This is a genomic window from Acetobacter sp. (assembly GCF_022483985.1).
Lineage (GTDB): Bacteria > Pseudomonadota > Alphaproteobacteria > Acetobacterales > Acetobacteraceae > Acetobacter.
The window spans coordinates 1,173,566-1,196,705 of record NZ_JAKVME010000001.1 but is presented as its reverse complement, the minus strand read 5'-3'; the positions used below and the strand labels follow the sequence as shown (position 1 = coordinate 1,196,705).

The window sequence follows — 23,140 nt, the reverse complement described above, 5'->3', positions numbered from 1 at the left end:
CCCGTGATCTGCTGACAGAGCGCTTGACGTGGGCGTCATGTCGTCTCACTTCTGAGGCTGGACGAGACCAGGACAGGAACCAATGAGCGTTCGCGTTTTGATTGATCACCGCAAGACGGGGCAGGAAAAGACCGCACAGGCGGCGCGCCATCCGGAAAAAGCGCATCGTCCGGACAACCCGATTGCGCGCAAGCCGGACTGGATACGGGTCAAGGCTCCCAATCATCCGGTGTATCACGAGACACGCAGGCTCATGCGTGACAACAAGCTGGTGACAGTCTGTGAGGAAGCGGCCTGTCCCAATATCGGCGAGTGCTGGTCGCAGCGTCATGCCACCATGATGATCATGGGCGAGATCTGCACCCGCGCCTGTTCGTTCTGCAACGTGACCACCGGCCTGCCGCATGCGCTGGATGCCGATGAGCCGAATCGCGTGGCGGATGCCGTGGCGCGGCTTGGTCTGCGGCATGTGGTGATCACGTCCGTTGACCGTGACGATCTGTCTGATGGTGGAGCCCGGCATTTCGCTGAGGTTATCGGTGCTGTCCGCAAGGCGTCCCCCGAGACGACCATCGAGGTGCTGACACCTGACTTTCTGCGCAAGCCCGGCGCTCTGGAAGTGGTGGTGGAAGCCCGTCCGGACGTGTTCAACCACAATATCGAAACGGTGCCCCGCCTCTACACCACCATCCGCCCCGGCGCCCGCTACTATCAGTCGGTGCGCCTGCTGGATCGGGTCAAGCAGCTTGATCCGTCGATCTTCACGAAATCCGGCCTGATGCTTGGTCTGGGGGAGGACAAGGCGGAACTGGCGCAGGTGATGGACGATTTCCGCATTGCGGATATCGACTTCATCACGATGGGCCAATATCTCCAGCCTACGGTAAAACACGCTGCGGTTGCCCGATTTGTGACGCCCGAGGAATTTGCCGACTATGCCACGATGGCGCGTGTGAAAGGCTTTCTACAGGTCAGTGCAACGCCTCTGACGCGTTCGTCCTATCATGCGGACGCTGATTTTGCTGCTCTGCGTGAAGCCCGCGAGACGCAGCTTCGCAATCGTGGCGCGGTTGGGCATGGACAGAGTGACAAGGTGAAGACTTCCTGATGCCAACCCATTCAGAACGCCGGGTCCTGAATTATACGCCTGAGCAGATTTTTGACCTTGTCGCGGATGTTGGCAGCTATCCGAAGTTTCTGCCCTGGTGCGCGAATGTCCGGGTCGTGTCGTCAACGTCCAGTGAACTGCTGGCCGATCTGACAGTGGGGTTCGGTCCTTTTCGGGAAACCTTTCGCTCCCGCGTGACGCTTGACCGACCGAAAACCATTCGTGTCACCTATGAAAAAGGTCCGTTCAAGTATCTGAACAATGTCTGGACCTTCACGCCGGACGCCAATGGCTGTCTGGTCGATTTCTTTGTCGATTTCGAGTTCCGCTCACGGCTTCTTCAGGCGGCGATCGGGGTCGTGTTCAACGAGGCCGTTCGTCTGATGGTTTCGGCCTTTATCAAGCGTGCGCGGGAGATTTATGGTCCGCCTGCTTTCGGAAGGGCGACGCCCGCGGCGGGCTCGGGTGCGTGACTGACTGGCGTATCCAGTTTGAATGGCCTCATTTAAACTGGTGAAAAGACACTAAAGCGTCAGGCTGAGAGCAAATCGTGCGGAGACTGGCTCCAGCGGATGGATGCTTGCGCCAGTCGTGGGTTTTGCGGTCGGTGTTATGCGGTAGTTGTAGCCATATTCGATTGCATTGTCATGAGAATTTGTAAGGTTGAAGACTGATACGGTCAGTTTCAGGTTTTTGCTAAAACGGTAGCCGATATCCAGATTGACCTCACGATAGCCTTTTGAGCGCAGACTGTTATTTTCAAGTAACGGATAACCTCCCAGCCATCTGACCTGAAGCCCGCCAAACCAGGGGCCTCTGTTGTCGAGAAGAATCCCAAAAGACCAGATCATATTGGGAGCATTGGCAATATGGGTGCCGTCTATTCCATAGTAGGCAGGGTCATGTGTACGATAACGGGCATGGGAATAGGCCACGTCCGTATTGAGTTCCAGCCAGGGTAGGGGATTATACTGAGCTGAAAACTCCATGCCCTGTCTGCGGCTTGCAGGACCGGCTTCATTGACGCCTTCGTCAGGCGCGTAAGTCAGCTCTGAGTTGAAATCAATGCGCCAGAAGGAAAGCTGTGTCTCAAGATGGTTTATCGGATTTGACCGGATTCCGATTTCTTCCGAAATCGCCTTTGTCATCAATGGTGTCTTGACGGTCCCTGCGCTGAAACGGTCTCCGGCGAAAGTTCCGACAACGCCACGAAGATCGTTGGAATGAAACCCGCGTCCCACACTCAGGTAGAGTTCCGTTTTCCTCCATGGTCCGAAGATCAGGCTGCCTTTGGGCTGGAACAGTGTCTGTCCGATACGGCCTGAAATTCCTGTGACGAGACTGTGATCATTTCCATGATAATATTCTTGGCGCAGGCCGAATACAGTCCGCATCCAGGGCAACCAGTGCGTTGTGTTCTGAAGATAGCCAGCTATGCGTCCTTCCTGCACCGTATCGGCATTGCACACATAGAGGCCGCCGCCGTAAGGACTGTCGGGACAACTGGAGAGGACAGTGCGCTGATGTGTGTGCCGACGATCGATAAAAACGGTGTCATAGCGGCCATCAATTCCAAAAATAGACTCGCTGGACAATCGTCCGAAGAGCATATCGGTGCGTGTATAGGAAAGCGTACCACCGACTTTGGTGCGGGTTTCGTCCTGCTCGAACTGGTCTCCCTCAACCGGGTCGGTAAGATAGTGGGTGAAATTGTTCCAGAGCGAGAGGCGGCTGTGATCAGCGTAAAAGCTCGCGACCCATTTCTGGTGCCCCGAACCCAATCGGTAATGACCCGAAAGACTATATCTCTCTGTAAAGCCTCCATCGGTGGGATCGAGTGATCCATAACGACCGATCAGATGCTGCTGTATTGCCTCTAGTGGCTGGTCATTGGTTGCGCGCCACTGACCGCGATAATACATCCCTGTCAGATCAAATCCATTCGAGGAGGTTCCATGCAGATAACGGGCCATGGATTTGATAGCGCGGAAGTTGTCAGGATATTTCCATGGACCATCGGCGTGATCGGTCTCGAAAACGCCGAGGAGCCTGTCGTTATTATGAAAATGAGCCGTGCCGCCAGTGACAAGCCGTTCATTCTCCAGTGTATCGACGCTGCCACTGATCATGGTGGGCAGATTCCTGACAAGATGAATGCGGTCTGACCCCGCAACCCCGAAATCACCTGTTGCGGCATTGAAGGGGCCTTTAGTGTAGTCAATGGTTCCCATCATTTCGGGTATGAGAAAGTTAAGGTCTGTATAGCCCTGTCCATGTGCGTGCGTTACTTCATTGATCGGTATGCCATCGACAAAAGTGGCAAGATCGGTGCCGTGGTCGAGATTGAAACCCCGCATCAGAAACTGATTGGCTTTTCCTTCGCCAGAATGAACTGTAGCGACCAGTCCGGGTACCGCTTCGAGCAGTTCTCCGACACGATAGGCTGGTCTCAGTCGTAGTTCCTGCTCCGTGATGGAGCCCTGTGAGGCTGTTGTGGCGTGTCCAAGAAGGTTAAGATGAGACGCGGTTACCACGATGTTTTCATCAGAAGCTTGTGTTGCCGCTTTTATGATCTGTGGGCCTGAGAGCGAGGATTTTGCTGTCTTTGATGTGCTCTGCCCAGCCAGGGCGGCAGGCGCTGAAAGAATCTGGAAAAAGCAGAGGATAGAAAGGGGCCGTGATAATTGCATGAAGATATGCCTGTGAGACCTGTGAGTTCCAGAAGTTCGGCCGAACCGGACGCGTAGCGCCCTGCGTCACAGGAATCATACCTTTTTGTAAATAGGTCATACTGCGTAGTCTGAAGGAAAAGATATGGAACGGATCACGATCACCATCGGTGCGGATTTGCTGAAAATTGTGGATACCGTGATGGAGCGCCGGGGCTACACCAGCCGTTCCGAGGCCGTTCGCGACATGATTCGTGACGTTGCCTCGCGAGAGGAAGCCCTGTCAGAAGACGGAGCCTGTGTCGCGGTTCTGGATTATGTCTATGACCACAAGACACGGGAACTGGCGCAGCGTCTGACCGAACAACTGCATGATCACCACGACCTCTCGGTGGCCAGCATGCATGTTCATCTTGATCGGGAGCATTGCCTTGAAACGACGGTCTTGCGGGGACCGACGAGTGCGCTGCGCCAGTTATCAGATACGATCACCACCCAGCGCGGCGTCCATAACGCGCATCTGCATGTCATTCAGCTACCGGTAAAGAAGTGACAGACCGACTTCCGCCTCTGTGTCGCATCGTTAAGCTGGCACAGAGGCACGCTCAGGGCTGGTAAAACCGGGAGCTATTCGGGTTGGTCAGCCGTCAGTTCGGGTTCATGAAAGCCTGAATTCAGGGTGGCTTCGACTTTTTTCAGGCCCGCCATCAGTCGGTCGCGGATTTTTTTCAGACGGTTTTCGTCAGTCACCTTCATGCCGGACAGATCCTTGACATAAAAGACGTCAACAGCGCGGACGCCATATGTGGTGATGTGCGCGGAATAGATTTGCAGACGCATCTCGTTCAGAGCACTGGCGACGTCGTGCAGCAGACCTGAACGGTCACGTCCGTTGATTTCGATCACCGTGTGCGAGTTGGAGGCGCGATTGTCGATGACAACGCGCGGTGGCACATGGATGGCCCGCGTCCGTGAGAGCAGTTGCCCGGACGCATTCGTTTTCGCAATCTCGGCAGCGATATCCAGCCGACCGCTCAGGGCGCGTTCCGTGATGGAAAAAAGCTTCGTCAGACGATGCGGCTCGTCAAAGGCTTCTCCGGTTGCGTCCTGAATCCAGAGTGTGTCCAGCGCCATGCCATTGCTGAGCGTGTGGATGCGGGCATCCACGATGGACGCGCCAGCCAGCGCCATGGCTCCGGCGATCTGGGCGAACAGGCCGGGATGATCCTGTGTGTGGATGGTGACTTCCGTGACGCCACGGGCGGGCAGGGGCTGGGTTTCGATCACAAATGGCGCTGACCGGGACTCAGCTTCCCGGATCAGGCGGGCATGACGCAGCAGTGTGTCCTGATCAAAACAGAGCCAGTAACCGGCGTAACCCAACTCAAGGAAGTGGTTGATGTCGGCCTGATTGAAACCTTCTTCTTCCAGACTTTCGGCGATGATCGCCTTGCTGTGAGCCACGCGCATGTCGCGTTCAGGCGTCGCCAGACCGCCCTCCAGCACTTCGGCGACACGGGTATAAAGCTCGCGCAGCAGCGTCGCTTTCCACGCGTTCCACACCCGGGGACTGACCGCCCGCATGTCAACGATGGTCAGCAGCAGCAGCAGGCGGAGCCGTTCCGGCGACTGCACGACGTCAGCCACGTCCAGAATGGTCTTGGGGTCGTCAATATCACGCTGGAACGCTGTATGGCTGAGCAGCAGATGCTGGAGCACCAGCCATGAGACCGTCTCGGTCTCTTCGCCGGACAGCCCCAGCTTCGGGCAGAGTTCAAGAGCCAGATCCGAGCCAAGCTCCGAGTGATCGCCGCCGCGTCCCTTGGCGATGTCATGCATCATGACGGCCATATAGAGCGCCCGACGTGACTGGATGTCCCGTGCGAGATCGTAGGCCACGGGGATTTCATCCGCCATCGTGCCGGTTTCGACGCAACGAAGGATGCGCAGGGCCTCGATCGTATGCTCATCGACCGTGAAGATATGGTACGTGTCGAACTGCATCTGCCCGACGATGCGGGACCAGTCGGGGATCAGCGCGCCCCAGAGACCGGTTTCGTTGAGAATACGAAGCCAGTGCACATACTCAAGACGCCGGTTGATGTCGGTTTCGACAGGATGGGGGCCTTGGGCGTCCGTGCGGCTCGCGACTGGTCGGCGAGGCTTTGTCGCGGGCCGTTCGTCACAGAGCAACTCAAGGAAAATCTCGGCGGCGCGCGGGTCTGAACGCAGTGTGGCGACCCGACGCTCCCAGCGGATCAGTTGCTGACGGGCGAGAGGATGGATCGGGATGTGACGGCTGCGCGACAGTTCGAGAAGCTCGAACATCTTGATCGGTTCGTCGTTGAACGAGATGCCCTTCGCGGGGAGAATCTGGCCGTCGAGCAGGGTGAACCCTGCCTCACGTATGGCGTCGTCGGCCTTGAGGACATGCGCCGCCGCTCCCAGGGCGATACGCATGATGGTCGGCTCAAGAATGTGGGTCAGGCGCATGACTTCCCGGACGGTCAGGAAGTAGTGACGCATGAACCTCTCGACGCCGTTCTGCTGCCCGTGACGGGTATAGCCCATGCGACCGCCGAGGACGGGCTGCATGTCGAAGGTCAGGCGGTCTTCACCGCGACCGGCGACGTAGTGGAGATGAAAACGGACAGTCCACAGGAAATCCCATGACCGGCGGGCGCGGGCCGCTTCCTGTTCGGTGATGAAGCCGAGGCGGGTAAATTCCGGAGCAAGCAGGTCTGAAACATGGCGCGTGCCGAAGGCGTAGCGACACATCCAGTAGAGGGTCTGCATGTCGCGCAGACCGCCCCGGCCTTCCTTGATGTTGGGTTCGACCAGATACGGGCTTTCACCAAAACGCCGGTGACGCTCTGCACGCTCGGCGCGCTTGTCGGTGATGAAGCGGGCTGATCCGGCTTCCACGCAGGCGACGATGAAGCGAGCCTCGAACATGGCGAACAGGCTGAAGCTGCCGACCAGCAGGCGGGCGTCGAGCAGGGCGGTGCGTACTGTCGTGTCCGCTTCCGCCTGCGCAATGCAGTCATTGATGGAACGGGTCGCGTGGCCGACCTTGAGGCCGAGATCCCACAGAAAATACAGCACGTACTCTACAAGGGAGAGCACATCCTGTGAGGGTTCTTCCGGGGTCAGAAAAAGCAGATCGATATCACTGAAAGGAGCGAGCAGCCTCTTGCCGTAGCCGCCGGTGGCCGCAATGCTGATCTGGTTGAGAAGCGCCTCTCCACCGCCGATGGCCTGTGATGCGAACACGACAAGCGAGCGGACCAGTTCGTCCGTAAAGGCAGCGAGCGCTTTGCCCGCCTGAACGCCTCTCAGCGTGCGTTTTTCAAACCGCTGCCGCACATCGGTCTGATACCGTCCAAGATGTCGTCGGAAGATCGCCAGAGCGACATCACGTTCAGCAATGCGGCCGTTTCCGTCTGCATATCCGGCCAGAGCGTCCCTGATCTGCAATCCCAGATTCTCGGGAGAAAAGGCGCTTTCCGTCAGGTCGTGGGGTGTCGTATCAGGAATGTCTGACAGCACTGGATTGATGATACCTTCGACCTTGAGACTGGGCATGATAACGGGGGCTGCTCGACAAAAAAGCTAAAGGGAAATCATTCTGTTACAGAAAGGTCCTGTGTTTCAAGCGTCAATTTACGCAGATCATACAAAGCTGCGAGAGCTTCCCGTGGCGACAGGGCGTCAGGATCACACTTTCTGATCGTATTAAGGATTTCTTCATACCGTGATAGATCAGGCGCGTGTTCTGCCTCGGGCACATGGGGCGCGGAAGGGGAAGGCAGGTCGTCAAACAGGGGCAGGGGAGCAGGCCCCGCTGCATGATCCTTTTCAAGTTCCCTGAGAAGTCGGGAAGCGCGTTCAACAACGGGCGCGGGAACTCCCGCCAGTTTCGCGACATGTACGCCCCAGCTTTTACGGGCCGAGCCGGGGATGACTTCGTGCAGGAAAACCACCTGTCCCTTCCAGTCCCGCACGGCCATCGTGTGCGGTGAAAGGCGGGGAAGGCTGCCGGACAACTCGGCAAGTTCGTGGAAGTGTGTTGCAAAAATGGTACGGCATCGCAGAGTGGAATGCATGGCTTCCAGAACGGCCCACGCGATGGAAAGGCCGTCCAGAGTCGAAGTGCCGCGTCCGATTTCATCGACGACAACGAGCGAGCGTGGACCGGCCTGATTGAGGATGGCCGCCGTTTCTGTCATCTCGACCATGAAGGTGGATCGACCCCGGGCGAGATCATCCGCGGCTCCGACACGGGAGAACAGCTTGTCCACGATGCCGATATGGGCGGATTTCGCAGGAACCGGCAGACCGGCCTGCGCGAGAATGACCGCCAGCGCATTCTGACGCAGGAAGGTCGATTTGCCGGCCATGTTGGGGCCGGTGAGCAGCATCACGCGATGGTCCGGGGCGAGCGAGCAGCCATTCGCCGTGAAGCGCACGCCCGATCCGAGAGCGGCTTCCACGACAGGATGACGGCAGGCGGTCAGGGTGAACGCCTCGCTGTCGTCCACGGTGACCCGGCACCATGTTTCTCCGACGGCGAGGGAGGCGCAGGACTGCATCACGTCGATAAACGCGAGGGCCCGGGCCAGAGGGGGCAGATGTTCGTCTTCCAGCGCCCGGTTGACGAGCAGGTTGAAAATCTGTCGCTCGCGGATCGAGGCGCGTTCGGCTGCTTCCGCAATGCGGGAGTCGAGTTCCGAGAGTTCTTCCGTCGAGAAACGGGCGGCGGTTGTCGTGCCCTGTCGGAAGCTGAGATCCTCGTTGGTGCGGAGCTTGGCCCCGGACGCTGTCGGCACTTCAATCACGTAGCCAAGCTGGGCGTGGTGACGGATTTTCAGGCTCGCGACACCAAAGCGCTGGGCATAGTCGTTCTGGAGCGTGGCGATGACGCGGCGGGAATCATCGCGGAGCGTGCGATAGGCGTCCAGTTCGCCGTCATAGCCCGTGGCAATGACGCCGCCGTCATCGAAGCGTGCGGGAAGCTCATCCGCCAGCGCGCGTTCGAGTTCCTCATGAAGGCCGCCGCATTCACCAAGATGCTTCAGGAGTGTGGCGATCACCTCCGGCCTTGTGTCCGGTGCGATGATGGCCAGTTCTTCCGTGATTCTGTGAGCCGCAGCGACGCCATCGCGCAGAGCGGCGAGATCACGTGGCTGACCGCGTCCCAGCGAAAGCCGTCCGAGCGCCCGGTCGATATCCGGCACGCTCCGCAGGGTCTGGCGCAGCAGATCGACACGGGGTGTGTCGCTTTTCAGCCAGTCCCAGCAGGCCTGCCGGGCGCTGATCTTCTCCGGGATGGTTAGCGGGGCTGCGATCCATGACGCCAGAAGTCTTGCGCCGGGTGCGGTGGCGGTGCGGTTCACGGCAGAGAAAAGCGTGTGCTCGCTGCTGCCGTCGCGGGCCCGGAGAAGATCAAGGCTGGCGCGTGTCGCCGGATCAAGGCCGAGGGTGTGGCTGTCTTCCTGCGGGACCGGATGCGCCAGCCGGGGCAGGGAGCCTGCCTGTGATTTCCGGACGTAATCCAGCGCCATGAGACCGGCGGCGGCCTCGGCGTCACTGAAGGTACCGAACGCATCCAGACTGGCGACACCGAAGGCTTCCGCCAGACGGGCGCGGGCCGTATGCGCTGATGGCGGCAGTTCGCCGGGAGCGCGACGCAGATCGAAATCACCGAGGTCACGATCAGGTGGCGCGAGGATTTCGGCGGGGTCGAGACGGGCCAGAAGGTGGCCGAGTTCGGCGTCCGCGCAACGGGCCGTTTCAAACAGGCCAGTGGAAATGTCGATCCACGCGGCGCCCCATTCAACGGCGCCACGCCGGGCGGGATGGGCGGCGAGCGCCATCAGAAGATTGGAGCGACCGGGTTCGAGAAGTTCGTCCTCGGTCAGCGTGCCGGGGGTGACCAGCCGCACGACCGCGCGGGACAGCGGGCCTTTCTGGACGGTTTTCTTACCCGGCAGTTTTGAAGGGGGTGTTGATGTCTGTTCAGCGATGGCGACACGGAAGCCACGTCGGATGAGGCGGGACAGATAGGCCTGCGCGGCACTGACCGGCACGCCGCACATGGAGACCGGCTCGCCCGCGTGTGAGCCACGGGCCGTCAGGGCGATGTCGAGGGCGGCTGCGGCTGTGATCGCATCGTCGAAGAACAGCTCGTAGAAATCACCCATCCTGAAGAACAGCAGAAAGTCCGGATTTTCTGCTTTCAGTGCGAACCACTGCGCCATGGCGGGCGATGCGCCTTCAGGTGAGAGACGCTGTTTGGTGGAGCGTGCTGTTGCGCCGGTCTGCTGATCGGTCGTGTCCAAAACTGTCTCCGGAACTGTTTCTGTCAGAGGTATTGAGGCGTGTCGGCTCAGTGCTTTCGCTGCGTTGCATACACGGCTATGCTTTCCCAGACGCGCTGCACGTAATTGCGCGGCTCTTCCAGCGGAATCTGCTCGATCCAGTCGATGAAAGCGTCCTGATCTGCGCCGGTGCGGGCCGGATCGCCGCGTGTTTCCAGCCACTGGCTGACGCGGTGCGGCCCCGCATTATACCCGGCGGCGGCATATTCGACCACGTTGCCGAGCCGGTTATAGACCCTGCTCAGGTAGGCCGTGCCAAGCTTCATGTTCAGTTCAGGCTGGTGCAGGGCAGGGATGGTGACGGAGCCTGCGCCGACCTGCTGCGCTGTTTCTCGTGCTGTGGCGGGCAGCAGCTGCATCAGGCCGATGGCGTTTGACGAGCTGACGGCATCCGGGTTGAAGTTGCTTTCCTGCCGCATCAGGGCCAGCGCAAAGCCGTAAGGCAGGTCCAGAGAAGGCGGCTGGAAGGGCTCCGGCCAGCCGTAACCGGGCAGGCTGACGCCGTCTTTGCTGGCCTTACGCGATGCCGCCACACCGATGTCGGGAAGACCGAGGCGTGTCGCCAGCGCGGCGATGGCTTCGCGGTCCTGTGGATCGTTATCCTGAGCCAGAAGCAGGGTCAGAAAATCCCGCGCGTGGGTGGCGTCATTCCACGAGACGAGAATTTGTGCGGCGCGGGCGAGTTCGCTGCCGTCCAGACGGGTGACGATGGCTGTCGCCGCATGTTCGTTGCCAGCGCTCGCTGCCCGCCACTGGCGCAGGGCCGTGACAAGGGCTTCGGGGACTTCCGTTGGAGCGAGAAGCGTGTTGCCCGCACCGGAAAGCTTCGCAATCGCCATCTGGCCGTAGAAGGTTTCCGGCGCTTCCGCCGCCTGTCGCCAGTTGGCTTTTGCGGAGGTCATGTCACCCGCCTGAGCCCGTGCCTGACCGAGCCAGTAGAACCCGCGTGCGCGGCTCAGTATGGAGGGTGTCTCGGCGAGTTTCCGGAAATACGGTTCGGCGGTGGCAGGATCATGCAGGGCGCGAAGAGCGATCCAGCCGCTCAGGAAGAGCGCATCTGCCCGGTTACGGTCGCTGGTTTGTCGCGTGTCATCGGCCAGAATGAGGGCGTCCGCCGGACGGTTCTGGTCGATCAGGTCACGGGCCAGTCTGTCGCGCTCTGTCCAGAACCGTCCGCGTGCGTCCGGTGCGACAGTCTCTTCGGCCCGGAAGCCGTTTGTTCGCCACAGAGCCAGAGCCTCATCGGTGCGGCTGCTCTTTTCCAGCCAGTGTGCGTGGTCGAGAACGAGTGTGGCGTCGTTCGCGAGCGCAGGCGGAACCTGCGCCAGAAGCGTTTCGGCGGAGGCGTCATTTCGCCGCAGGGCGAGGCGGGCGGAAGCCAGTGCGGCGTGCTCACTATCCAGATACGGAATTGTCTGGGCGGCGGCCTGAAGTTGTCCACGGCGTTCTTCACGCTCGAAACGCGCCCAACTGTCGGCGGGTGTAAGAGCTGACCCGAACAGTGACTGAAGTGTGGACGCATCCTGCTGCGTGTCGTTGCCGTCACGCCATGCCGCGATACCGGCTGTAAGGAGGGAGCCAGCCCCGCCCATTGCCTGCGCGCAACGACTGAGTGCGGACGCGGTGCGGGGTGTCTGTGTGCGGCACAGGTCGGCGACGGTTCTGCTGTCCGGTTCCGCCGTCAGGGCGCGTTCATAGTGAGCCTGAATGACGGACCAGCGTGGCCAGACAGGGCGGGTTGCGAGAAAATCGGCGTAGGTGCGGGCAGGGATGGCGGCGTCGTAGGACGCGACCAGTTGAAGCCATGTTGTCAGCCGCCCCGCGACAGCATCGACCTGACCTGTACCCGCCGCCTGCTGTTCGCTCGGCCAGGGACTGGGTACGCCAGACGTTTGGGACAATGCGTGAGGGGATGTCGAGCAGGCGGACAGGAAGACTGCCATGCTGACCGGGAGAAGCTGGCGGACTCTGTTCATGAGAACTGCCCCAGCACTTCGCCGCCACCCTTGTAAATCAGTTCCACGGCGACGCCGAAGACGACCAGCAGCCCGATCCACGCGATCCAGCGGAAGCGTTCGAGCAGCTTTGCAATCATTGTCGCGGCGAAGGCCATGAGCAGGATCGAAATGGCCAGCCCGCTTACCAGCACCCACACATGCTCGCCCGCGGCGCCCGCCACAGCGAGCACGTTGTCGAGGCTCATCGACAGGTCAGCGATGATGATCCGGGTGATGGCCGAACGCAGTCCACCGGGTGTGGGGGCGCTGTCTTCTTCATGATCTTCGGGGGTCTGCAACTCCCGATACATTTTCCAGCAGACCCAGAGCAGCAGCAGCCCGCCCGCGAGACGCAGGCCGATGATTCCGAGAAGCTGTGTGGCGATGAGCGCCAGACCCAGACGGATCAGGGCGGCGGCGGCGACGCCGATAAGAACGGCGATTCTGCGCTGTTTTGCCTCAAGTTTCCTGACTGCCAGTCCGACAACAATGGCGTTGTCACCTGCCAGAGTAATGTCGATCAGGACGACCTGTAGCAGAGCCGTCAGGGAAGAGAGCGAAAGCATGGACCCGCTATAGCGCGGGAAAGGGGAAAGAGGCCAGTGTAAGCAGAGGTATTTTTCCATGAAAACTCGAGATGGTATGGGATACCTGAACGGGCTTTATGCCTGATTGAGAGGCTTGATGATTCCAGATTTTTTAATGGGAGCATTGTTTGATTGTGGTATTTTTTGCTAAATAATCTTGCAATATAATTTTCATTGTGAGTCGATCTGGTCTTGAGTTAGCTCCCTTAAAAAAGGAAAATGAATATATTTATATAAGTGATGGTGGTTGCGTATTTGATTTATCAAAAGTATCTGATAAAAACTTAAAATTAAGAATTGTACAAATTATTGATTTAGGTTTTTCTGTAAGAAAAAAATCTTCAGAGCTTGGTATGGCGTGCGGTGTTCTGGAAAAAAATATTGATCCAAGATTAAGAATATTTGATGATCTTAATAAATTTTATGCACCATTTTCTCCGCCATTTTTAGGTAATGCAACTAATGGTGCAAGTGTTTGGGTTGCACCTGATTGCGATTATATTCTAAAGAGAAAAAATACAGATAAAAATAAAATAATAAGTGATCATGAAAAATGTCGTTTAACCTCCTCTCCGCTTAACAGGCTTGAACGTAAATTGTGGATAAATCTTTATGGAGGAAGGCTCTTTATATCAGACGATGTTTTTGCGTATGGTGCTCTTGTTAATATTGTGTGGCATGAAATACATCATTTAACTACAAGAGAGCATCATTTGACAGAGTCTGCCCCTTATTTGATGCCGGGTGATCCTTGGCCTGTTGCCATAAAAAATATCGCAGAAGCTTTTCCTGAAAAAGTCAGAGATCCTGTTACAGGTGAAGAGGTGTCAACAGGAAAATCATCATGGTCTTTTCTTGATCAAGAAAAACATCTTCTGTGATCTTCTCAACGCCACATAATGTATTTTTATTTCTTATGTCGCTCTGATTTTAAGCCGTGGGCGACACAACGCGGTGTTTCACCACCTCACCAACAATGATCAGTGCCGGACTACGGAAATCCTGTTCAATGGTCAGGCGGGGCAGGGATGTCAGATCGGCGGTGATCACGCGCTGATCGGGCTGTGTGCCTTTTTCAATGACGGCGGCTGGCCATGTGGGGGGCAGCCCGTGCGTAATCAGTTGTTCACACAGGGAGGCGATGCCGCCCAGCCCCATATAGATCACGACTGTCTGGCCGCGCAGGGCGATAGTGTGCCACGGCAGATTCAGCGTGCCGTCCGCGCGGGCATGACCGGTCAGGAACAGACATGACTGGGCGCAGTCCCGATGTGTGAGCGGTATTCCTGATGAGGCGGCGCACCCGTTGGCGGCGGAAATGCCCGGCACGACACGGAATGGGACGCCCGCTTCCATAAGCGCCTCTATCTCCTCGCCGCCACGCCCGAAGATAAAGGGGTCGCCGCCTTTCAGGCGCAGCACGCGTTCGCCCGCTTTTGCGCGGCGGATGAGTTCGTCATTGATGGAAGGCTGCGGGAGGGCATGGTTGCTCTTCTGCTTGCCGACGAAAATCCGTTCGGCGTCGCGGCGGACCCGATCCAGAATATCCGGCGGCAGCAGATGGTCGTACAGCACGCTGTCCGCGTTCTGCATCAGTCGAAGCGCTTTCAGCGTCAGTAGGTCAGCGTCGCCCGGGCCTGCACCGACGAGCCAGACTTCGCCGCCGCCCTTTTCGTCCGAGGCGAGACGATCAAGTGTCGCGGAGGCGGCAGTTTCGTCTCCCGCCAGAGCCTGTTCCGCGCCCTTGCCGTCGAGAAAATTCTCCCAGACCCGGCGGCGTGTATCCGGCGTGGGGTGTATCTGCGCCATTTTTCCGCGTGCGCCCTGCATGAAGCGGGAGAGACGACTGAGTCCCGCGGGCAGCAGCGCCTCTATTTTCTCACGGATGCGTCGGGCGAGCACTGGCGCCGCGCCGGAGGTGGAAATGGCCACCATGACCGGGCCGCGTCGTACGATGGCGGGCGTGATGAAGGAGGAGGGATCGGGATCGTCCACGGCGCAGACCGGAATGTTCATCTTCTGCGCGAGTTCCGCCGCCAGATGGTTGACCGCTCTGTCATTGGTGGCGGCGTAAACAAGTCTTGCGCCCGGCAGGTGTGCTTCCAGCACAGCGCGGGTGGCCTCCGTGGCGATATGTTCCACGCGCCCTGCGTGCAGTTCTCTCTGAAGCTCACCGCAGAGAGTCGGGGAAATCACCACGATCCATGTGTCTGTCGCCAGCAGCAGCGAAACCTTGTTCGCGGCGACCTCGCCCCCCCCGATGACCAGTGCTCTTGTCGTATTGTCGAGGCGAAGCACGACCGGAAACCAGATATTTCCTGATTCTGCCAGAAAGTCGTTCGCGCTCATGAGGCTCCGGTCGGGAAGGTTAAAGTTCAGCCTCGCTGGCTCAGGAGGCACATCAGAGTGAACAGACGGCGGGCTGTCGGCAGGTCCATGGCGATCTTGCCGGTGAGCCGTTCGACCAGCAGGTCTGCCGCCTCATCATGAACACCGCGTCGCCCCATGTCGATAGCCTGCACCTTGGTACGGTTTCCTTCCTCCATCGCGGCCTCGAAACTGTCGATCATCAGGGCGTAGTCCTTGATGAGACGACGGAAGGGCGAGAGGGAGATTACGTGGGCGTAGAGAGGCATGTCCTCCTCGTTGCGCACGTCGAACACCAGCCCTGACAGCCCCTGCACGGCGATGTGCAGGATGAAGGGGCCGGTAAGGCCTTCAGGGCGGAAATGCGCCGTCTGGCAGAGGTCGAGAATGGCCTGTTCGCGATCCTTGCGGCGCTCGGGGTGGGCATCGGTGGCTGGGTCGAGCGCGCTGTCCAGCACAACGGCCATCAGGGCGTCCGGGCGGTCCGAAGGAAGGGTGGGTTCGTCCCGCTGGCCGCGGGTGTGAAGAAGTTTTGTCACGCCTGATGGCGTTTCGGAATCTGTCATGGTTGCTTTCCGATTCGTGGGTTGCTCCCACGTTGCTTTTGTTGCGATGCTGATCGTCCGGAGGCGAAGGCAGGGCGGTCGATGGTATAGCCGAGCAGGGTGACACGAAAAAACCGGCAAATCTTGCGAATATTTGCGAATCTCTTTCCGGCTTTTGCGAAGGCCCCTGTCTGCGTCCCAATTGGGTAGCCAAGGCTAAAAATGGAAAGTCCGTTTTTTATCTCAATCCCGTGGAGAGATCATGTCCCGCGCACTCGATCTGTTTAGAGAATTTGAAGAAAAAAAAGAGGCTTTCATTAAAGAACTTCTGGAAAATAAAATATCGGAAGAGCTTTTCCTTGATTACAAAAATGTGTCTACGTCCAATGGCGCGGGGAAACTCAGTGACGATGACAAAAAGAATTTTGCAAAGGCTGTGTCCGGTTTCGGGAATTCTGACGGAGGCATCATAATCTGGGGAATAGACTGTCGGCGTGATGAGGATGGCAGCGATACTCCTCAAGGCTATCAGTCTGAACATCCTCGCCTTTCGGCTTTTTCTCCCGAATGGTTTAAATCTCTTCTCGAAGGGATGACTTCAGGTGTGACAGTGCCCCCGCATGCGGGGGTGAGGCATGACTTCTGTCTGCGTGAAAACAAGACAGAGGAAGGCGTCGTCGTGACGTATATTCCTGCGGGAATGAGCGTCCCTTTTCGGGCGATCGTGGATCAAAAAGAGATATTCTATATTCGGTCCGGTTCCAGTTTTACGCCAGCGCCGCACGCTGTTGTCGCGGCGCTTTATGGCCAGCGACCGCAGCCGGTGATCGAGATTGTTGACTACAGATTTGAGAAGAGTAACGGTAGCAGCATTCAATTGACTCTTTTCCTGAAAAATGTCGGGCGAGGGATGGCGGAGGATGTGTTTCTTCTGTGCGATATCGAAAATAGCCCTTTTGAATGCGACTGGTCTTCGTTGCAGCACGATCTATGGCAAATAAGCCTTGACGAATTACACGATACGCACTGGCCGGTTATGGCCGTCACGAAACCGCAAGCCCGTCGTCTGCCGCCCGGGGGGCGCTTGGTACTCCGCTTTATTGTAAGCTTTCGCCCACCCTATATATTGTCTCATCTGTCAGACTATTTTCTACAAATCACCGCCGGGAGTCCGGGAGGGCCGGGCTGCTCGATGCGTTATTGCCTGAGCAAAGCCCGTATGGATGAGATTAATGCCGTTTATGAAAGCGGAGAGAGACCCTCGTTTACCAAACGCAACGCCGTTCTGCGGCTGCTGAATGCCGAAGCGGGTCATGATGAGGCGGACGCTCCCACGGCATGACCCGCCGGGAAAAGCCGCTCGTACAATCCTCAATAAAATCAAAAATTTTTTGGTGAAGCTTTTTTAAAAAGCTTCAAAATTCGTTGCTATTTTGAAAAAAGGAGCTTCCCGTCCAACGAGAGCCGACAGGTTCTCCTTGTCAGCGTCCGGCAGAGTGCTTATGAGGAGCCGCCAACGGTGGGGAACCCGCGGCAGAATGTGACGACGGCCCTTCAACTGACCAACAACGCGGCTGACGCGGTGTGGTGTCGAGTCCCGGCATCCGGTTTGGGGAAGCGGTCTGGTCAGAAAGTCAGGACGCCGGGAAGCCCGCAACACAGATGAGGGGTTCTGCGCGCCATGGCCATTTCACTTTACGATCGTATTACAGACGCCCTCGCATTCGATGACGTGCTGATGGTGCCCGCGGCGTCCGACGTGCTGCCCGCGCACGCCGACACCCGCACCCGGCTGACCCGCACCATCGACCTGAACATCCCGCTCGTTTCCGCTGCGATGGACACCGTGACCGAATATGCCATGGCGATCGCCATGGCGCAGCACGGCGGCATGGGCGTCATTCACAAGAATCTGGAAGCCGAGGAGCAGGCCGAGCAGGTCCGTCGCGTCAAGCGCTTCGAATCCGGCATGGTCGTGAACCCGGTGACCGTCGGGCCGGATCAGACTCTGGCCGAAGTCCGCGCGATCATGGCCCATCACGGAATCAGCGGTCTTCCAGTTGTGCAGCCCGCTACGCAGGAACTGATCGGCATCCTGACCAACCGTGACGTCCGTTTCGCGACCGACCCGGCCAAGAAGGTCAGTGAACTGATGACGCGGGACAATCTTGTCACCGTCCGTCATGGCGCTGACGCCAACGTAGCCCGTCAGCTTCTGCATACGCACCGGATCGAGAAGCTGCTGGTCGTTGATGACGCGAACCGCTGTGTCGGCATCATCACCGTCAAGGACATGGACAAGGCTGTTGCGCACCCACTGGCCATCAAGGACGGTCTGGGTCGTCTGCGTTGCGCTGCCGCGACAGGTGTGGGTGATGACGGGTTCAAACGGGCGCAACTGCTGATCGAAGCCGGTGTGGACGTTCTGGTCGTTGATACGGCGCACGGCCATTCCTCCGGCGTGCTGCGGGCTGTCGAGCGCATCAAGGCGGCCAATGGTGAAGTGCAGGTCATCGCCGGTAACGTGGCGACGCCGGAAGCCGCCCGCGCCCTGATCGAAGTCGGCGCGGACGGCGTGAAGGTGGGAATTGGTCCGGGCTCGATCTGCACCACGCGCGTTGTCGCGGGCGTCGGAGTGCCGCAGTTCTCGGCCATTCTGGAAACCTCGGCCGCATGCCACGAGTACAATGTCCCGGCCATCGCTGATGGTGGCGTGAGGACATCGGGCGATCTGGTGAAGGCGCTTGCCGCTGGTGGCGATGTCGTGATGGTCGGCTCGCTGCTGGCTGGCACGGAAGAAGCGCCGGGCGAGGTCTTCCTGTATGACGGCCGTTCCTACAAGTCCTATCGCGGCATGGGCAGCCTCGGCGCGATGGCGCGGGGGTCGGCGGACCGCTACTTCCAGCAGGAAGTGAAGGACACGCAGAAGATGGTGCCGGAAGGCATTGAAGGCCGCGTGCCTTACAAGGGCGCGATGGGCGCTGTGGTGCATCAGTTGGTCGGTGGTCTGAAGGCTGGCATGGGCTATACCGGTTCGGCCAATATTCAGGCGTTGCAGACCAACACACGCTTCCGCCGCATCACCAACGCCGGTCTGCGTGAGAGCCACGTCCATGACGTGTCCATCACCCGGGAAGCACCGAACTACCGCCGCGACTAAGGCGACGTTTTATGGTGGAGAGGCTGCGGTCTCTCCATTTTTTGACTCCATTATTTCCGGACTTCGGATCAGGACGCAGGATACCCGATGACGCCTTCCGCCCGGCTTGCGGCCGCGATCGACCTTCTGACCGCAATGGATGCCGCGCCGCGCCGTCCTGCTGATGCGACAGCCAACAGTTTTTTCCGTGAGCGACGCTTTATCGGTGGTGGTGACCGTCGCGCGATTTCCGCCATTGTCTGGGATGTGCTGCGTCAGTGGCGTCAGGCCGAGTGGCTGATCGCACAGGTTGGCGGCGAGGCGACGCCGCGTCTGCGTGTTGCGGTCAGGCAGCTTCTGGCCGGCGACAGTTTTGGCGACATCGCCCAGTCTTTTGTCGAGGGAAAGTTTGCTCCCGGCGCGCTGGCTCGGGATGAACGTCGTTTTCTGGAGACACTCGCCGCCAACAGACCCGATGAGGCGACCATGCCGCGCGCCGTGCGTCTGGAGGTGCCGGACTGGCTGCTGCCGCATCTGGAGGCGACATTCGGTGAGACGCTGGAGGCTGAACTGGCTGCGATGGCCGGGGAAGCGACTCTCGATCTGCGTGTGAATACCCTGCGTGGCGATCGGGAAGCGGCCCGGAAAGCCCTGTTACGGGATGGTTTCCGTGCCGAATTGACCGAGCTTTCTCCGTGGGGGCTGCGTCTGTCAGGGCGTCAGCCGATAACGGCGAGTGCGGCGTTCAAGGAAGGACTGGTCGAGATTCAGGATGAGGGCAGCCAGTTGGTTGTCGCCATGCTGGGTGCGCGCCCCGAGATGCGGATTCTGGATTACTGCGCGGGAGCAGGCGGCAAGACGCTCGCCATCGCGATGATGATGCAGAATCGCGGGCATATCGTGGCCTGCGATGTGTCGGTGCCGCGCCTTGAGGGGGCAGTGAAGCGTCTGCGTCGTGCGGGCATTCATAATGCGGAGCGGCATCTGCTGGTGCCGGGCGACAAGTGGACCAAGCGCCGTGCGAAGTCGTTCGATCGCGTGCTGGTGGACGCGCCCTGCACGGGGACCGGGACATGGCGGCGTAATCCGGATGCGCGGGTCAGGCTGGAAGAAAACGATCTGAAGGAGTTGACCGTCAAGCAGGCGGAGATACTGGATCGTTCGGCAGCGCTTGTCCGACCCGGCGGACGGCTGGTCTATGCGACCTGCTCGATCCTGAACGCCGAAAATAGCGACCAGATCACGGCGTTCCTTGCCCGTCATCCTGACTTTGTCTCGGTTGTGCCGGATGCGCCGGAAGTGCCGGCGTCTCTGGCTGGTTCATCCATGCTCTCACTGACACCGGGTAGAAATGGCACGGACGGCTTCTTCGCGGCCGTGCTGGAACGGAAGGAGGGGTGACGCTGCGCTGTTCCGTTTGACCGGAACGGCTGGTGACGTCATCATGACGACATGATCCTGCTGATCGACAATTATGACAGCTTCACCTTCAACCTCGTCCATTATCTCGGCGAGTTGGGGGAGGAGTGTGAGGTCCATCGTAACGACGCCCTGAGCGTCGAAGAGGTGGCTGCCCGCAAGCCGGAAGCCATCGTGCTTTCGCCCGGTCCCTGCACGCCGAACGAGGCGGGCATCTGCTGTGACGTGATCCGTGCGCTTGCGCCAACGACCCCCATTCTGGGTGTCTGTCTTGGGCATCAGGCCATCGGTCAGGTGTTTGGCGGCAGGGTGATCCGTGCGCCGGAGCCCGTGCATGGCAAGGTCTGGCCGGTCTATCACGAGAATACGGACGTGTTCGCGGGATTGCCGAACCCGGTGAACGTCACCCGCTATCACAGTCTGATTGTGGAAGCGTCCACGCTTCCGGATGTGCTGGAACGCACGGCGTGGACAGATGATGGAATCATCATGGGGCTGCGTCATCGTCAGTATCCCGTGCATGGCGTGCAGTTTCATCCCGAAAGTATTGCCTCCGAGGGCGGTCATGACATGCTGCGGAACTTTCTGAGCATGGCGCGCACGTGGAATAATACGCGACGGGCGGCGTAGGACTGTTCCGATGACTACAGGATATGGAAAATGAACAGTCCTTCAGTCGCTTCTTCTGAACGGACAGAATTGCTGGCCGAGGCTAAAAGGCAGACTGCCCAGATTATCAGGACCATGCAGGGCGATGATCCTGCCACAAGGCAGGAGCGTCTCCGGTCGATCCTGCGTCATGTTGCGACAGGGGCGGCCCTGTCCGAGCCGGAAGCGGAAGAAGCCTTTGGCCTCATCATGGATGGCGTGGCTGACGATGTGCAGATTGCCGGTCTTCTGATGGGTATGAAGGCGCGGGGAGAAACACAGGACGAGCTGCTGGGTGCGGTGAAAGCCGTCCGGTCCCGGATGAAAGCCCTGCACGAACCTCCACCGGACGCCATCGACGTCTGTGGCACGGGGGGAGACGGTCATGGCACGCTCAACGTGTCCACATCCGTTGCTTTCGTGCTGGCGGGGCTTGGCGTGCCGGTGGCCAAGCACGGCAACCGGGCGCTGTCGTCCAAGGCTGGAGCCTCTGATGTGCTCACGGCGCTGGGCGTGCCGCTGAAAGACGATGTCGTCACGCTGGGAGCAGATCTGCGTGAGAGAAATCTGACGTTCATGGCTGCCCCGCACCATCATCCCGCCATGCGGCACGCTGCGGGCGTGCGGCGTGCGCTCGGTGTACGGACCCTGTTCAATTTCGTGGGGCCATTGGCCAATCCTGCCTGCGTGACCCGTCAACTGGTCGGTGTGTCCGATGCGGCATGGCTGGCGCCGATCGTCGATACGCTGGCGAAGCTCGGCTCGACGCGGGTGTGGGCGGTCTGTGGTGAAATCGCCGGGTCTTCGCTGCGCTGGATTGATGAAATCACGCTGGCTGGACCGACGCATGTCGAGGCGCTTCAGGACGGCGTGCGTCATCGGTTCATTCTGGAGCCTGAGATGGCAGGACTGTCACCGGCGCCTGTCTCGGCGATTGCCGGAGGCGGACCGGAAGAGAACGCGCAGGCGCTTGAGGCCTTGCTACGGGGATCTCATGGCCCATATCGTGATACGGTGCTGTTCAATGCCGCCTGCGGACTTCATGTCGCGGGCAGGGGGCAGGTTCTGGATGCTGCCGGTCAGGTGGACGGGACTGTTCTGCGTGAACTGGTGAAACTGGCGGCATCTTCCATTGATAGCGGTGCGGCCTTCGCCTCGCTGGAAGCCGCGCGCGGAGTTACTGGATAAAACCGCGAGATCACTTTATAGGGATATCCTATCCCGCAGCGGTACCATTCCGCTGCACAGGGCGCGTCATTATAGCGGCGCGTGAAGTGGCTCTGACTATCGCATGAACACGCGCAGCCTGCGATGAAGTTATCCATTTTCATTTACGAGACGGAGACATGATGAACGAGACATCGGATCAGATGCCAGTTGCGACCAGTGCCGAGGCATGCTCCGGGCCATCGGATGTTCTCGCCCGGATTGTGGCGCGTACGAAAGTGGAAGTGGCTCATCGCTCGACGCTGGTGAGTCTGAAAGACATTACGGCGAAGGCGCTGGAGACGGGATTTTCTCCGCGTGGCTTTGGGCGCGCCCTGAAGGATAAAACCGCTGAGATGCTTCCCGGTTTCATCGCGGAAATCAAGAAGGCGTCGCCATCGGCTGGTCTGTTGCGTGATCCGTATGATCCGGCGGGAATTGCGAAATCCTATGAAGCGGCCGGAGCGGCCTGTCTGTCCATCCTGACAGAAAGCTCCTGCTTTCACGGGAGCAATGATGATCTTGTGACCGCGAGAGCAGCCTGCGGGCTTCCCGTGCTTCGCAAGGACTTCATAATCGACCCGTGGCAGGTCTATGAGAGCCGTGTGATCGGTGCGGACTGCATTCTCCTGATCATGGCCATCCTGACGGATGAGGAAGCCGCGGCGCTGGTCGATCATGCCAAGGGGCTCGATATGGATGTGCTGGTCGAGGTCCACTCGGAAGAGGAGCTGAACCGGGCGCTCGCGCTTGATACGTCGTTGATCGGGATCAACAACCGCAATCTCAAGACTCTTGTCACTGACCTCGACATGACCATCCAGCTTGCGCCTCTCGTGCCGCCGGACAAGATCATTGTGTCGGAAAGTGGCATCAAGACGGCAGAGGATGTGAAGCGTCTGTCAGCCGTGGGGGCCAGTGGTTTCCTCGTTGGTGAATCGCTCCTGCGCGCAGTTGATCCGGGTGAAGCGCTGAAAGCCTTGTTGACACCAGTTTCCTGACTGACAGTAGATCAGTCAGGAACGTGAACGGATTGTCCTTGAAGAAAGGTCAGTCCGTTTTTTTGTTTGCGGCA

General features: G+C 59.0%; 17 protein-coding genes. 10 read left to right on the top strand and 7 right to left on the bottom strand.

The genetic code is table 11. From position 1 onward, the window contains the following. The first annotated feature begins 82 nt into the window (after positions 1 to 82). Complete coding sequence (gene lipA / locus LKE90_RS05275; RefSeq protein WP_291492827.1) at positions 83 to 1,108, top strand: lipoyl synthase; 1,026 nt, start codon at positions 83 to 85, stop codon at positions 1,106 to 1,108. Beyond that, positions 1,108 to 1,581: a type II toxin-antitoxin system RatA family toxin gene (locus LKE90_RS05270; protein ID WP_291492825.1), complete on the top strand. Its 474-nt coding sequence runs from the start codon at positions 1,108 to 1,110 to the stop codon at positions 1,579 to 1,581. Before lipA ends, LKE90_RS05270 begins: the two co-directional genes overlap by 1 nt. A 51-nt stretch (positions 1,582 to 1,632) precedes the next feature. On the opposite strand, the gene LKE90_RS05265 is transcribed toward LKE90_RS05270, so the two are convergent. Continuing rightward, positions 1,633 to 3,642, bottom strand: coding sequence for a TonB-dependent receptor (locus LKE90_RS05265; protein ID WP_291492822.1), 2,010 nt, complete (start codon positions 3,640 to 3,642; stop codon positions 1,633 to 1,635). A 280-nt stretch (positions 3,643 to 3,922) separates the two neighbouring features. On the opposite strand from LKE90_RS05265, the gene nikR reads away from it, so the two are divergent. Then, positions 3,923 to 4,330: a nickel-responsive transcriptional regulator NikR gene (gene nikR / locus LKE90_RS05260; protein ID WP_291492820.1), complete on the top strand. Its 408-nt coding sequence runs from the start codon at positions 3,923 to 3,925 to the stop codon at positions 4,328 to 4,330. A gap of 74 nt (positions 4,331 to 4,404) precedes the next feature. On the opposite strand, the gene LKE90_RS05255 is transcribed toward nikR, so the two are convergent. The 4 genes from LKE90_RS05255 to LKE90_RS05240 form a co-directional block, all read right to left on the bottom strand. Further along, positions 4,405 to 7,362: a [protein-PII] uridylyltransferase gene (locus tag LKE90_RS05255; RefSeq protein WP_291492818.1), complete on the bottom strand. Its 2,958-nt coding sequence runs from the start codon at positions 7,360 to 7,362 to the stop codon at positions 4,405 to 4,407. Between the two features lie 38 nt (positions 7,363 to 7,400). Further along, the gene (gene mutS, locus LKE90_RS05250; protein WP_291493029.1) at positions 7,401 to 10,037 is read right to left on the bottom strand and encodes a DNA mismatch repair protein MutS; all 2,637 of its coding nucleotides are present in this window, start codon (positions 10,035 to 10,037) and stop codon (positions 7,401 to 7,403) included. Positions 10,038 to 10,165: 128 nt separating this feature from the next. Continuing rightward, the gene (locus LKE90_RS05245; protein ID WP_291492817.1) at positions 10,166 to 12,133 is read right to left on the bottom strand and encodes a lytic transglycosylase domain-containing protein; all 1,968 of its coding nucleotides are present in this window, start codon (positions 12,131 to 12,133) and stop codon (positions 10,166 to 10,168) included. Then, a complete protein-coding gene (locus LKE90_RS05240) occupies positions 12,130 to 12,720 on the bottom strand; it encodes a YjbE family putative metal transport protein (protein ID WP_291493027.1) in 591 nt (196 codons plus the stop codon). Before LKE90_RS05240 ends, LKE90_RS05245 begins: the two co-directional genes overlap by 4 nt. Before the next feature lie 197 nt (positions 12,721 to 12,917). On the opposite strand from LKE90_RS05240, the gene LKE90_RS05235 reads away from it, so the two are divergent. After that, the gene (locus LKE90_RS05235) at positions 12,918 to 13,622 is read left to right on the top strand and encodes a hypothetical protein (protein WP_291492815.1); all 705 of its coding nucleotides are present in this window, start codon (positions 12,918 to 12,920) and stop codon (positions 13,620 to 13,622) included. A 49-nt stretch (positions 13,623 to 13,671) separates the two neighbouring features. On the opposite strand, the gene cysG is transcribed toward LKE90_RS05235, so the two are convergent. Together cysG and LKE90_RS05225 are read right to left on the bottom strand one after the other, a co-directional pair. Next, the gene (gene cysG, locus LKE90_RS05230; RefSeq protein WP_407066081.1) at positions 13,672 to 15,090 is read right to left on the bottom strand and encodes a siroheme synthase CysG; all 1,419 of its coding nucleotides are present in this window, start codon (positions 15,088 to 15,090) and stop codon (positions 13,672 to 13,674) included. Between the two features lie 26 nt (positions 15,091 to 15,116). Continuing rightward, on the bottom strand, positions 15,117 to 15,674 hold the full coding sequence (locus LKE90_RS05225; RefSeq protein ID WP_291492813.1) for a UPF0262 family protein: 558 nt from the start codon (positions 15,672 to 15,674) through the stop codon (positions 15,117 to 15,119). Positions 15,675 to 15,915: 241 nt separating this feature from the next. Between LKE90_RS05225 and LKE90_RS05220 the strand changes: the two genes are divergently transcribed. The 6 genes from LKE90_RS05220 to trpC all read left to right on the top strand — a co-directional run bounded on the left by LKE90_RS05220 (position 15,916) and on the right by trpC (position 23,066). Then, positions 15,916 to 16,995, top strand: coding sequence for an AlbA family DNA-binding domain-containing protein (locus LKE90_RS05220; RefSeq protein ID WP_291492811.1), 1,080 nt, complete (start codon positions 15,916 to 15,918; stop codon positions 16,993 to 16,995). A gap of 339 nt (positions 16,996 to 17,334) precedes the next feature. Then, positions 17,335 to 18,813, top strand: coding sequence for an IMP dehydrogenase (gene guaB, locus LKE90_RS05215; RefSeq protein WP_291492810.1), 1,479 nt, complete (start codon positions 17,335 to 17,337; stop codon positions 18,811 to 18,813). An 87-nt stretch (positions 18,814 to 18,900) separates the two neighbouring features. Beyond that, complete coding sequence (locus tag LKE90_RS05210; protein WP_291492809.1) at positions 18,901 to 20,193, top strand: RsmB/NOP family class I SAM-dependent RNA methyltransferase; 1,293 nt, start codon at positions 18,901 to 18,903, stop codon at positions 20,191 to 20,193. Positions 20,194 to 20,244: 51 nt separating this feature from the next. Continuing rightward, positions 20,245 to 20,841 (top strand): anthranilate synthase component II, encoded by a 597-nt coding sequence (locus LKE90_RS05205; RefSeq protein ID WP_291492807.1) that lies wholly within the window; start codon positions 20,245 to 20,247, stop codon positions 20,839 to 20,841. Between the two features lie 114 nt (positions 20,842 to 20,955). Continuing rightward, on the top strand, positions 20,956 to 22,047 hold the full coding sequence (gene trpD, locus LKE90_RS05200) for an anthranilate phosphoribosyltransferase (protein WP_291493024.1): 1,092 nt from the start codon (positions 20,956 to 20,958) through the stop codon (positions 22,045 to 22,047). Positions 22,048 to 22,208: 161 nt separating this feature from the next. Beyond that, a complete protein-coding gene (trpC, locus tag LKE90_RS05195; RefSeq protein ID WP_291493023.1) occupies positions 22,209 to 23,066 on the top strand; it encodes an indole-3-glycerol phosphate synthase TrpC in 858 nt (285 codons plus the stop codon). Positions 23,067 to 23,140: the final 74 nt, after the last annotated feature.

What these genes read in the sequence shown, in the direction of transcription:
- lipA (WP_291492827.1), top strand. Translation starts at nt 83, where the DNA reads ATGAGCGTTCGCGTTTTGATTGATCACCGCAAGACGGGGCAGGAAAAG.
- LKE90_RS05270 (WP_291492825.1), top strand. Translation starts at nt 1,108, where the DNA reads ATGCCAACCCATTCAGAACGCCGGGTCCTGAATTATACGCCTGAGCAG.
- nikR (WP_291492820.1), top strand. Translation starts at nt 3,923, where the DNA reads ATGGAACGGATCACGATCACCATCGGTGCGGATTTGCTGAAAATTGTG.
- LKE90_RS05255 (WP_291492818.1), bottom strand. Translation starts at nt 7,362, where the DNA reads ATGCCCAGTCTCAAGGTCGAAGGTATCATCAATCCAGTGCTGTCAGAC.
- mutS (WP_291493029.1), bottom strand. Translation starts at nt 10,037, where the DNA reads ATGGCGCAGTGGTTCGCACTGAAAGCAGAAAATCCGGACTTTCTGCTG.
- LKE90_RS05245 (WP_291492817.1), bottom strand. Translation starts at nt 12,133, where the DNA reads ATGAACAGAGTCCGCCAGCTTCTCCCGGTCAGCATGGCAGTCTTCCTG.
- LKE90_RS05240 (WP_291493027.1), bottom strand. Translation starts at nt 12,720, where the DNA reads ATGCTTTCGCTCTCTTCCCTGACGGCTCTGCTACAGGTCGTCCTGATC.
- cysG (WP_407066081.1), bottom strand. Translation starts at nt 15,090, where the DNA reads ATGAGCGCGAACGACTTTCTGGCAGAATCAGGAAATATCTGGTTTCCG.
- LKE90_RS05225 (WP_291492813.1), bottom strand. Translation starts at nt 15,674, where the DNA reads ATGACAGATTCCGAAACGCCATCAGGCGTGACAAAACTTCTTCACACC.
- LKE90_RS05220 (WP_291492811.1), top strand. Translation starts at nt 15,916, where the DNA reads ATGTCCCGCGCACTCGATCTGTTTAGAGAATTTGAAGAAAAAAAAGAG.
- guaB (WP_291492810.1), top strand. Translation starts at nt 17,335, where the DNA reads ATGGCCATTTCACTTTACGATCGTATTACAGACGCCCTCGCATTCGAT.
- LKE90_RS05210 (WP_291492809.1), top strand. Translation starts at nt 18,901, where the DNA reads ATGACGCCTTCCGCCCGGCTTGCGGCCGCGATCGACCTTCTGACCGCA.
- LKE90_RS05205 (WP_291492807.1), top strand. Translation starts at nt 20,245, where the DNA reads ATGATCCTGCTGATCGACAATTATGACAGCTTCACCTTCAACCTCGTC.
- trpD (WP_291493024.1), top strand. Translation starts at nt 20,956, where the DNA reads ATGCAGGGCGATGATCCTGCCACAAGGCAGGAGCGTCTCCGGTCGATC.
- trpC (WP_291493023.1), top strand. Translation starts at nt 22,209, where the DNA reads ATGAACGAGACATCGGATCAGATGCCAGTTGCGACCAGTGCCGAGGCA.